General features: G+C 36.5%; 8 protein-coding genes. 5 read left to right on the forward strand and 3 right to left on the reverse strand.

Annotated elements, in window-relative coordinates; translation table 11 throughout:
* From cysD to A8143_RS07910, 3 genes are all read left to right on the forward strand, one after another.
* Positions 1 to 891, forward strand: coding sequence for a sulfate adenylyltransferase subunit CysD (gene cysD / locus A8143_RS07900; protein ID WP_066758106.1), 891 nt, complete (start codon positions 1 to 3; stop codon positions 889 to 891).
* Positions 892 to 898: 7 nt separating this feature from the next.
* Positions 899 to 2,152 carry a sulfate adenylyltransferase subunit 1 gene (locus tag A8143_RS07905; protein WP_066758109.1) on the forward strand — a complete coding sequence of 418 codons (1,254 nt, stop codon included), beginning with the start codon at positions 899 to 901 and terminating at the stop codon, positions 2,150 to 2,152.
* A gap of 122 nt (positions 2,153 to 2,274) precedes the next feature.
* Complete coding sequence (locus A8143_RS07910; protein WP_066758112.1) at positions 2,275 to 4,932, forward strand: DNRLRE domain-containing protein; 2,658 nt, start codon at positions 2,275 to 2,277, stop codon at positions 4,930 to 4,932.
* Positions 4,933 to 4,979: 47 nt separating this feature from the next.
* Here the strand turns inward: A8143_RS07910 and A8143_RS07915 are convergent, their stop codons facing one another.
* The 3 genes from A8143_RS07915 to A8143_RS07925 form a co-directional block, all read right to left on the reverse strand.
* Positions 4,980 to 6,149 (reverse strand): S1C family serine protease, encoded by a 1,170-nt coding sequence (locus A8143_RS07915; RefSeq protein WP_083261279.1) that lies wholly within the window; start codon positions 6,147 to 6,149, stop codon positions 4,980 to 4,982.
* Positions 6,150 to 6,251: 102 nt separating this feature from the next.
* Positions 6,252 to 7,049, reverse strand: coding sequence for a hypothetical protein (locus tag A8143_RS07920; protein WP_066758118.1), 798 nt, complete (start codon positions 7,047 to 7,049; stop codon positions 6,252 to 6,254).
* A complete protein-coding gene (locus tag A8143_RS07925) occupies positions 7,042 to 7,662 on the reverse strand; it encodes a hypothetical protein (RefSeq protein WP_066758123.1) in 621 nt (206 codons plus the stop codon). Before A8143_RS07925 ends, A8143_RS07920 begins: the two co-directional genes overlap by 8 nt.
* Before the next feature lie 328 nt (positions 7,663 to 7,990).
* Here A8143_RS07925 and rpsA point away from each other — a divergent pair, with 328 nt between their 5' ends.
* A complete protein-coding gene (gene rpsA, locus A8143_RS07930) occupies positions 7,991 to 9,844 on the forward strand; it encodes a 30S ribosomal protein S1 (RefSeq protein WP_066758125.1) in 1,854 nt (617 codons plus the stop codon).
* 109 nt (positions 9,845 to 9,953) lie between these two features.
* The coding region (locus A8143_RS07935) for a PKD domain-containing protein (RefSeq protein WP_139134301.1) at positions 9,954 to 11,687 on the forward strand (1,734 nt) is incomplete at its 3' end.

The following is an 11,687-nucleotide window of genomic DNA, read 5'->3' on the forward strand; positions in this document are numbered from 1 at the left end:
ATGAATTATTTAGACGAACTCGAAAATGAGTCAATTTATATTATGCGGGAAGTAGCCGCTCAATTTGAAAATCCAGTTATTCTATTTTCTGGAGGTAAAGATTCCATAACCTTAGTTCATTTGGCAATTAAAGCTTTTTATCCCGCCAAAATTCCGTTCCGCTTAATGCATGTCGATACCGGTCATAATTTCCCTGAAACGATAGCTTTTCGGGATCAATTGGTTAACGATTTAGGTCTTGATTTAATCGTAAGGTATGTTGAAGACTCCATCAAAAGAAAGAATATAAAAGAAGAGTCTGGTCGCTATGCAAGTCGAAACAAATTACAAACGATAACCTTGTTAGAGGGAATAGAAGAATTTGGCTTTGATGCTTGTATAGGTGGGGCGCGAAGAGATGAGGAAAAAGCCAGAGCTAAAGAGCGAATTTTTTCGATACGAGATGATTTTGGCCAATGGGATGCAAGAAACCAACGTCCTGAACTATTTGATATGTTAAATGGTAAAATTTCGAAAGGGGAGAACGTACGCGTTTTTCCAATCTCAAATTGGACAGAACTGGATGTGTGGAATTATATTAAGCGTGAAAAAATCAAATTACCTTCCGTTTATTTTACACACAAAAGAAAAGTCTTCATGAGGGATGGATTAATTTGGTCAGATTCGGAATTTATTCATCGAGATGAGCACGAAGAAGTTTTTGAAAAAGATGTTCGATTTAGAACCGTGGGTGATATGACTTGTACCGCTGCAGTTGATTCCATTGCCAATAATTTAGATGCGGTAATCTCGGAAATTGAAGCTGCAGAAATCTCAGAAAGAGGTGCTCGAATAGATGATAAACGCTCTGAAGCTGCAATGGAAGAAAGAAAAGAAGAAGGTTATTTTTAAGTATAAAATGAAAGATTTAAATATTTTAAGATTATCAACTGCAGGTAGTGTTGATGACGGTAAGAGTACTTTTATTGGTCGATTATTATTTGACACAAATTCTTTACCAAAAGATAAAATAGAAAGCATTGAAAACGCTTCAAAAAAAAGAGGTTTAGATGAACTCGACTTATCTCTAATTACAGATGGTTTAACAGCTGAAAGAGAACAAGGAATAACCATTGATGTGGCTCACATATACTTTTCCTCTAAAACGTGTAAATATATAATTGCGGATACTCCTGGGCACGTGGAGTATACACGTAATATGATTACGGGTGCATCCAATTCACAAGTATTCATGATTCTTATCGACGCTAGAAATGGAATCGTGGAACAAACGAAAAGACACTTATTTATAGCTTCTTTGATGGAAATTGATCAGATTTTGTTTGTGGTGAACAAAATGGACTTGGTTGATTACGATCAAGGCGTGTTTAACAAGATAAAGTCTGAACTAACAGAGCTTCAAAATCAGTTTAATCTGAACAATCGTCAATTGGCTTATTTTCCAATCTCCGCAAAATACGGTGATAACGTTGTTCAAAAGTCAAACAATACTACATGGTACAATGGACCTACTGTCATCGATTATCTTGAGCAAATCGTGTTAAAAACTCCTGTAAATGAACCTTTTCGATTTAATGTTCAATATGTTATTCGCCCCCATAGTGATGAGTTCCATGATTTTAGAGGTTATGCGGGAAAAGTGGTTAGTGGTCGAATAAACCTTGGAGATAAAATTCTTGTTCAATCAACAGGTCAAACAGCAATAGTTAAAACGATTCATCGCTATAAAGATCAGTTGTTAAAAGCGGAAAAAGGTGAAGCAATAACCATTGAGCTGGACAGTGATATAGACGTTTCACGTGGTGATGTTTTTTCCCATCAAGAATCAAGGATAGGTGGTGAAAAGGTGTTTCAATCACATATTTGCTGGTTGAGCACAACTGATTTAAATCTTTCCCAAAAATATATTCTCAAACAAGGGAGTTTCACAACGCAGATTAAATTCAATCAGATTGAAAGTCAATTGAATTTTGATGCACTTGCCTTTGAACAAAATCCTGAAAATGTGGGAGTCAATTCTATAAATATCGTTGAAATAAAATCTGCTCAACCTGTGTTTTTGGATTCTTATAAAGCAAATCCGAAACAAGGTGCATTTATCATCATTGACCCAAATTCAAATGGAACAGTTGCGGTTGGATTTAAATCTTAATTCCTTAAATTTAATTAAGGCGGTGTATTGATTATTAGGTATATAGTCACGGAATTTCATATATTTATTGAAAAGTTCTCCATTGGATATGGTAATTTTCAAAGGAGTGTAAATAATTTTATATGAAAAAATTTCTACTATCAATCGCATCATTCGGACTTATATGGTCTTCTGGATATGCACAAACTACAGTCGAGTTAAGTCCTGAGAAAGATAATTCTATCTATTCAGAAAGTACTAACTCAAATGGAATTGGTCGTTTATACTCAGGTATTACTTGTACTGGGAATACTCGACGGGCTTTAATCGAATTTGATATTTCGGATATTGTCCCGGCAGGAGCCACCATTACTGCGGTCTCCCTACATCTGAACTTGGATAAAGTAAGTCCAGGAGCAGGTACTCAAGCTTATTCTTTACACCGTGTAACGACTGAATGGGGGGAAGGTACATCTTTTGGCTCCGGAGGAGGAGCTTCTCCAGTCGTTCCTGATGCAACTTGGGTGAATGCAATGCATTTTACTGAAGCATGGGATGATTTAGGTGGCGATTTTATAAGTGATGCCACAGCTACAACTGATGTTGGTGAAGTGTTGACTGATTATACTTGGTCGTCAGAACAAATGGTTTACCATGTTCAAAACTGGTTAAACAACCCAAGTTCAAACCATGGTTGGATTTTATTAGGTGATGAAGAGTCAACGTGTAATGCTAGACGTTTTGGTAGTAAGGATGACGGAGTTGCACCAATATTAGAGATAACTTATGAGTGCGCTGATGAGAATCCAGTTGCCATTTGTCAAAGTCAAACCGTATTTTTAGATGATTTGGGAGCAGGAACTTTAAGCCCTGAAGATTTAGATGGTGGTTCTTTTGCTGTTTGTGAAGGTGGTTTAACCTATGAAGCTAGTGTGACAGAATTTTCTTGCGAGGATATAACAACGTATGAAGATGAGCCAAGCCTTGTACTGTCGGCTGTATTTGATGGCCCTTTAACTGGTGGCACCCCTAAAGGTGTTGAGGTTTATGTAATCAATGATATTGAAGACTTAAGCCGTTATGGTATTGGATTCGCTAATAACGGTGGCGGATCGGATGGAATAGAGTTTACTTTTCCAGCAGTGAGTGCAAGTGCAGGAGAGTATTTATACGTGGCCACTGAAAATGGAAACTTTTTTGAATGGTTTGGTTTTGAGAGCGATTATTTAGATGGTGATGCTGCAATTAATGGTGATGATGCTATAGAGTTATTTATGGATGGTGAAGTAATTGATGTTTTTGGAGATATTGATGAAGATGGCTCAGGTACTCCGTGGGATTATCTTGATGGATGGGCAAAAAGAATTTCCGAAACAGGCCCCGATGGCGCAAGTTTTAATATCGATAATTGGACTTTTAGTGGAATAAATGAATGGGATGGGGAACTGAATAATTTAACTGCAGCCTCCCCGTTAGACGTCAAAACATTTGTGACGGCTCCAACAATTGGAATTCCTGTAGAGTTAACAATCACTGATGAAAGTGGTTTAACAGCGACTTGTTATTCGCCCATTTTTGTGATTGATAATTTACCTCCTGTAATGAACTGTGCCGCAGATTTTACAGTAGTTTTGGACGCGACAGGAACAACGACTATCTCTGCCGATGATCTAGATGCTGGAACCACTGATGGTTGTGGAATTGAAGGGTTAGAACTTTCTGTTAGTGATTTTACCTGTGAAGATGCTGGAGAAAATGAAGTTTGGTTATATGCTGTTGATGTTTATGGTAATGTAGACTCTTGCTCAACTATAATTACTGTAGATGCGTCCGAGGTTTTGAGTATTGAAAGTGTGGTGTCAAATAATCCGTCTTGTTCGGATAGTGAGGATGGTAGTATCGATATTAGTGTTTCTGGTGGTTCGGGAGAATATACTTATGATTGGGATAATGACGGAGTAGGGGATGATGACGATATGCAAGATTTGTCAGAATTATTAGAAGGAATCTACATTGTTGAGGTGATGGACGATATGGGGTGTCTAGCATCAACTGAATTTGAATTAATTGCTCCGGATGAAATAGTTATTGATTTGGTGTTGCTTTCGAATGAAGATTGCCCGGGTTCATCAAATGGTATGATTGATGTCACAGTGGGAGGTGGAACGCCTGGTTATGTTTTTGAATGGACTAAAATTGATGATATCGATTTTAATGAGGTAACTGAGGATATTGACGGATTAACTGAGGGTGATTATACAATCGTTGTTACTGATGATGCAGGTTGTACTCAGTCAATGACTTATTCGGTAAACGTTGAGGAAGATTTTGATTTATCTGTAACAATAGAAGATGGTATCACCTTAGTAAGTGCTCAAGAGGGAGCAACTTATCAATGGTTGAATTGCGATTTAGACTATACCCCTATAGATGGAGCTAATGATCAATCCTATTCTCCCGAAGAGCCTGGTTTTTACGCTGTTCAAATTACTTTAGGAGGACTATGTGTAGATACTTCCGAATGCATCATTTTTGGATTTGATAATATTGAAGAAGAGCTAATCAGTGCATTAGTTTACCCTAATCCTAGTCAAGGGTTTTTTAATATTGAACTCGAAGGGAATACAGAAAAGATTTGGATAACAATTTTTGATCAAAATGGACGAGTTATTCTTAAAGACTTGATGAAAAATGCCTCAGCGCAAATAAGACTTGAAGGTATTGAAAGTGGAATTTATACGCTATGGTTACAAGGTGAAGATGCGTTACGCATCGAAAAGTTAGTGATTAAAAACGAATAAAAGAATAAGATAAAGGGCTACCGTAGAATAGTGGTAGCCCTTTTATTTTATTTAAGCAGTACTTCTACTCTTTTTCGTTTTTCTCCTCGTTGAATCTCTAAGTTTATAGAGTCACCTGGTTTGTGAATTGCTAATTCTGCCTGCAGTTCGCTAATGGTTCCAATTGTTTTGTTATTCACTGCTAAAACAATGTCTTTTTTCTTTAATTCTGAATCAGCAGCATTTCCTCCCTGCAGGATTTCTGTAATGACAACTCCTTTTTCTGAACCTAAGTTAAATTCTTTTGCAACCTGGGCATTATTATCCATTATACTTACCCCAAGTTGTACCCGTTTAACTTCTCCATGCTGTATCAAGTCAAGTGTTACCTTCTTGACAATATTGGAGGGAATTGCAAATGAATATCCAGTATAAAATCCATTTCCAGAAGCAATCGCCGTGTTAATTCCAATAAGCTCTCCTGACTGATTGACCAATGCGCCACCACTGTTTCCTGAGTTCACCGCCGCATCTGTTTGAATAAAAGATTCTACTGGAAAAATCGCTTCTTCCGGGTTGTAATTGGCAGTTAAAAGATCAATATTTCGATTTTTTGCACTAACAATACCTGCTGTTATGGTGGTCTGCAAATTGAGCGGATTACCTATAGCCAAAACCCATTCACCCAGCCGCAGTTCATCCGAATTACCGAATTCTAAATAGGGCAGTCTTTTTTTATCAATTTTAATGACTGCCAGATCTGTTGAAGGGTCTGTTCCGATTAACTCTCCTTTGTATCGGTTTCCATTTAATGATACCGTAATTTTATTTGCATCTTGAACGACGTGGTTGTTGGTAACAATATACCCTTCAGGAGATACAACAACACCAGAACCTGAAGCTTTGCCTCTTCTTTTTCGTGTTTGATAAGCATCTTCTCCATAAAATAATCGCATGAACGGATCGTAAGTAATTTCCTCTCTGACAAATTCAGTAGTGATGTGAACCACAGTTTCAACCCCTTTTTCTGAAGCCGGTGTCAAATTTGCAAATTGATAATTTTCGGTTGTTTCTATTTCTTTAAGCGATACTGGTTGAGCTGTAATAGGCTCTACAGGTATTGCATTAAAAGAAGATTCTTCTTCAAAAGTGTTTGAATGATAGTACAAAATAGCACCCCCTCCAAAAAGACATCCAATTGCGGAAGCAGCCATCATGTTTATAAACGTATTTTTCATGTTGCGAAATTTTTTAAAGTTTGTATTCGTTTCTTTATTAAGAACGTATTCGCGCCTAAAAATTTCACTAAGAATAATTAAAAAATGTTAAGAGAATAAAGGTTAATTCGACTGAATTAATTGAATTAGCCGTTTCACAAGTAACTCTGAAAAGTCCTTGTTTTTCCAATAGCGTAGATGACTACCAATATATTGTCCTGTATTGATTTGATAGTCATTAACTAATTTATCATAGTGACTATTTATTGGGGATAAAGGCCATCCTAAAACATCATCTTTGTCATAAAAATTGTCCCATTTAAACATTTCATTTCGAGGCTCAAATGGAAAAACCTCATGTTCCTTTTTTCCAGAAATGAATAAAGGAATATTACAGCCAATACTGAATAAACAAGATAGATTTTTTAAGTTTTGTAATTTGTTGGCGCTGTTTTTAGAAAAAATACCTTTTGAATGGTCAGCATCCCAAATATATGTAGATAGAATATGAACTCCCATCGAGGCAGCAATGATTACAAGTTTAGCATCGCTGTATGTATTGATTAATTGGTTTGCGTCTTCTATTTGATTGCGTAAATAGTGATGAATTTTATGATAATTACTATCCGAATCACAAGACCCTTGCTCAAAAGTAACAGCATCTCCAAAAGCTTCTAATACAAATTTTCGCAAACTTAATAATCCACCGAGTTCGTTATCGCTAATCATTCTACGATAGAGGGCTTGTTGGTTTTTGTCAATTTCAGTTACGCTAAAAGGAATTGTTTCTATGAGTGTATAGTTAGATTCTAGTGCTGTTCCGATAGAATATTTATCAATTTTACGTATTAATTCTTCTGAATATCCAGGTTGATGTGAGCCAATACCGGGTATGGTCAAAATCACAAGTTTTTTACTCATGTTTTAATTTAGATTTTACTTTATCAATGACGGCGCGTAATTCATAAAATGGCCGTCCTTTTGTACAGCCTTGTTCCCTTACTTGCCAATCGAGATAATTTAAATGGTGCGTTACGTCGTATTCACCCAATAAATGATCTAATAATAAATAGGTTGCTCCAATATATGCTTCGTTTTGTTTAAACCCATCAATATACAAACATACCCCGAATTTTTCGTTGTTTGGAATGGGTTCAAATGAGATATTTTCATAGCTTAAGTCTAAACCGCGATAGTGCACACGTACATTTTTTTTAGAACTGCGCTGTTTTAACCATGTGAAATTAAAATTTTTTGTTTCAGTCTGATGTATCGCTAGGTGTTTTATGTGGTCTATGGCCTCTTTCGAACCATTTGCAGTAACAACAATTTCAAACGGAAATTCTGGATTATTTTTTACAATCTCAAATCCTATACTACGATGTATATTAAATAGGCGCATTACAAGTAGCCTGCGCATGGCATTATGTTCTGGATCCTCTTTAAATGCTTCGTACAAAATCTCGTCAAAGTCATGAAACCACAACCAAAAATTTTGGTACTTAGATTTCCTCCAAAATAACTTTTTTATCATGCTATTCAGTTTTGGGTAGGGAAATATTAAATACTGAAATAAAATTTTCTAACGCTAAAATTCATTCCATTCAGGGTATCTCAAATTTAGGATAAGAATTTTAATTTTACAACAAATTTTAGACGAAGTACGATTTTTTTTATGCAGGTGTACAAGTAGAATGGAATCAATTAATTAGCGTATAAATAATTTTCGATTGAATTTGTATAGCTGATTGAAAAACACTATCTTTGCACCCCGTTTTAGGTTAAACGGACCGATACCTGATCGGAACATTTTATAAAAATCTCTCAATTTCAGGTGATTGAGATACAAATGAAACGCCAAAATGGCTGAAGAAAAAACAAACGAAAAAGAAGTTGCTGCAGAAACAGCTGCAAATGTTGAAGAAACAACACCAGTAGCTGCGGAAGCTCCAGCTCAAAAAGAATTTGATTGGTATGCTTATGAAAACGATGGGCATACTCCTGCTGAAATTGCAGAGTTAAATGAAGTTTATGACAAAACCTTGAACTCAATTCAGGAGAAAGAAGTTATAGATGGAAAAGTAATTATGATGACACAAAAAGAAGTTGTAATCAATGTTGATTATAAATCTGAAGGTGTTGTTCCAATCAATGAATTTAGATATAATCCAGATTTAAAGGTTGGTGATTCAGTAGAGGTATTTGTTGAGCAATTAGAAGATAAATACGGACAGTTAGTATTGTCACACAGAACAGCACGTACGCACAGAGCTTGGCAACGTGTAAACGAAGTGCTTAAAACTGGTGAAATTATTACTGGATTTGTTAAGTGTAGAACTAAAGGCGGTTTAATTGTTGATGTTTTTGGAATTGAAGCATTCTTACCTGGTTCTCAAATTGATGTTAAACCTATTCGTGACTACGATCAATTCGTAGGGAAGAATATGGAGTTCAAAGTGGTTAAGATTAATCACGAATTTAAAAATGTTGTTGTATCTCATAAAGCGCTTATTGAAGCAGAGCTTGAGGAGCAAAAGAAACAAATCATTGGTGGCCTAGAAAAAGGACAAGTATTAGAAGGTACTGTTAAAAACATTACTTCTTATGGTGTGTTTATTGATTTAGGTGGTGTAGATGGATTGATTCATATTACTGACCTTTCTTGGGGTAGAGTAAATCATCCGGAAGAAATTGTAACATTAGATGAGAAGATTAATGTTGTAATTCTAGATTTCGATGATAACAAAAAGCGAATTGCTTTAGGATTGAAACAATTACAAGCTCACCCTTGGGATGCGTTGGATGAAAATACAAACGTTGGAGACAAAGTAAAAGGTAAAGTGGTTGTAATCGCGGATTACGGTGCGTTTATCGAAATCGCTCCAGGTGTTGAAGGTCTAATTCACGTTTCAGAAATGTCTTGGTCACAGCATTTAAGAACGGCGCAAGACTTCATGAAAGTTGGAGATGAGGTTGAAGCGGTTGTTTTAACTCTTGATCGTGAAGAGCGTAAAATGTCTCTTGGTATCAAACAATTAATGCCAGATCCTTGGGCAGATATCGAAACTAAATACCCTGTTGATTCTAAACACAACGCAGTAGTAAGAAACTTTACTAACTTCGGTGTATTTGTTGAGTTAGAAGAAGGTGTTGATGGATTAATTCATATTTCTGACTTATCATGGTCTAAAAAAGTGAAACACCCATCAGAATTCTGTAAAGTAGGAGATAAATTAGATGTTGTTGTTCTTGAATTAGATCGTGATAACAGAAGAATTTCTTTAGGGCACAAACAATTGGAAGAAAACCCTTGGGATGTGTTTGAAACTACATTTGCTGAAGGAAGTGTTCACCAAGGAACAATTATCGAAGAGAAAAAAGATAAAGCTGCAATCGTTTCTTTACCATATGGTGTCGAAGGAATTTGTCCTAAGAAACACTTAAGAAAAGAAGATGGTTCTAATGCAACTGCGGAAGAAACATTAGATTTCAAGGTTATCGAGTTTAACAAAGAAGGTCGTAAGATTGTTGTTTCTCATACTAGAATGTTCGAAGAAGGTGAAGATCGTCCATCTACTGGAGCTAAGAAGAAATCTTCTAAGTCTGGTGGAAATCAAGCTGTAAAAGCAATCAATAACTCAAACGAAAAATCTACTTTAGGTGATTTGGATGCGTTATCTGCTTTAAAAGATGAAATGGAAAAAGGAGAGAAGTAATTCTTAAACTACCATAAATATTGAGCCCTGACAGAAATGTCGGGGCTTTTTTTTTGTACCTGCAACCTATCTGATTAACTAAGCGTCTGTTAAGTTAAACTTACAGCTTATGAAATCGCTTTTATACATTTTATTTATTTTTTCGTCTTGCTTGGTCTATGGGCAAGAAATTTGTGATAACGCCATTGATGACGATGGAGATGGACTAATTGATCTGAATGATGAAGATTGTGAATGTTCAGGTGGCGTTGATGGAGAGTTAGCCAGTTTAATTCCAAACCCTTCATTTGAAGATAGAGATTGTTGTCCAACTGGTTTTGGACAATTACATTGTGCAGAAACTTGGATTCAAGCTTCTACCGCAACCTCGGATTATTATAATAATTGTGACTTTAATACACCAACAGGATATGATGCCACTTGGTTTGATCCTGAAACTCCATTACCCGGTGGCGGTGGAGATGGGTTTGTGGGATTTATTTCAAACAACTCTGGATATTTAGAGTATGTGGGGGCTCATCTAATATCTCCTCTTTTAGCAGGTACCGAATATACACTTAATATGTACACGGCCTATGCTAACGGATATGTCGATTTTGAATTTAGTCTTTTTGGAACTCCAGAACCAACGGATTTGCCTTGGCTAGGTACGAATTGCCCAGTTCCTGGTGGTGATTGGGAATTGTTAACATCGCTCGATATAGTTTATACTCCAGATGGTGCTTGGCAAGAAATTACATTAACGTTTACCCCAGCCGTTGATATTTATGCTATTGCTATAGGTGGACCTTGTAATCCTGATCCACCTGCCGGTCCGGATGGGCACAATTATTATTATGTAGATGGTTTGACGTTAATTGATAGTGAATCATTTAATTCTGCTATTTCTGAGTCTGGTGATTGGTGTGATGGAGATTTAGCTCTGGAGGCATCAACTGATACTAGTGGTGGGACATGGCAATGGTATAAAGATGGAATAGCATTGATTGGTGAAACTGATGAAGTTATTGATATTATGCCTTATGGATTAGGAGATTACAGTGCAGTTTATTTTTTAGGAGATGATTGTATAAGAAAAAATCATAGTGTGGATGAAGGTGAAATAATTGAGGTTGATTTCGATTTCGACAATATTTGTGCTGGTCAAGAGTTCACTTTTTCTAATACTTCTATTGTTGGTCCTGGTGTTAGTCCTGATTGGGACTGGGATTTTGGAGACGGAGACTCTTCTGATGATGAAAATCCTTCTCATGTTTTCGATGAACCAGGTGTCTATGATGTTGAATTAATTGGACTTAATGATGTAGGCTGTAATGATACTATTTTAAAAGAAGTTACAGTTTACCCTATTCCAGATGCTAATCTTGAGTTTGTGGTAAATGGTGTTTCCTCCGAAGATGGTGGCACAGGGGGATGCGTGTTAAACGATGTTCAATTTAACGATATTTCCTCAATTGAAAGCGGCTCCATTGTTGATTGGGCTTGGAGTTTTGGTGATGGTGGGGTTTCTGATGAGGAAAATCCTATTCATACTTATGGTGCAGCAGGTACTTATACCGTTACCTTGGTGGTCACTTCCGATGCTGGTTGCTCTGATGTATATGAACTAGAAATCGTTATGACTAATAGTTTGACACTTGATTTAATTATTAATGAACCCTCTTGTTATGGTTTTTCTGATGGGTCGATTACGGTAAACGTGGAAGGTGCAGCTGGAGACCTTGTGTTTGTTATTTCTGATGAAGACGGAGTGACGATTAACGAGGATAATTCTAACACGGCAAATACTTTATCGACGGGCTGGTATTATTTTGACGTTTCTGACGGCTCTGGTTGTGATGCA

This window comes from Crocinitomix algicola (genome assembly GCF_001661595.2).
Classification (GTDB): domain Bacteria; phylum Bacteroidota; class Bacteroidia; order Flavobacteriales_D; family Crocinitomicaceae; genus Crocinitomix; species Crocinitomix algicola.

Bases quoted from the DNA above. Each gene is read 5' to 3' on its own strand.
- cysD (WP_066758106.1), top strand. From the start codon at position 1: ATGAATTATTTAGACGAACTCGAAAATGAGTCAATTTATATTATGCGG.
- A8143_RS07905 (WP_066758109.1), top strand. From the start codon at position 899: ATGAAAGATTTAAATATTTTAAGATTATCAACTGCAGGTAGTGTTGAT.
- A8143_RS07910 (WP_066758112.1), top strand. From the start codon at position 2,275: ATGAAAAAATTTCTACTATCAATCGCATCATTCGGACTTATATGGTCT.
- A8143_RS07915 (WP_083261279.1), bottom strand. From the start codon at position 6,149: ATGAAAAATACGTTTATAAACATGATGGCTGCTTCCGCAATTGGATGT.
- A8143_RS07920 (WP_066758118.1), bottom strand. From the start codon at position 7,049: ATGAGTAAAAAACTTGTGATTTTGACCATACCCGGTATTGGCTCACAT.
- A8143_RS07925 (WP_066758123.1), bottom strand. From the start codon at position 7,662: ATGATAAAAAAGTTATTTTGGAGGAAATCTAAGTACCAAAATTTTTGG.
- rpsA (WP_066758125.1), top strand. From the start codon at position 7,991: ATGGCTGAAGAAAAAACAAACGAAAAAGAAGTTGCTGCAGAAACAGCT.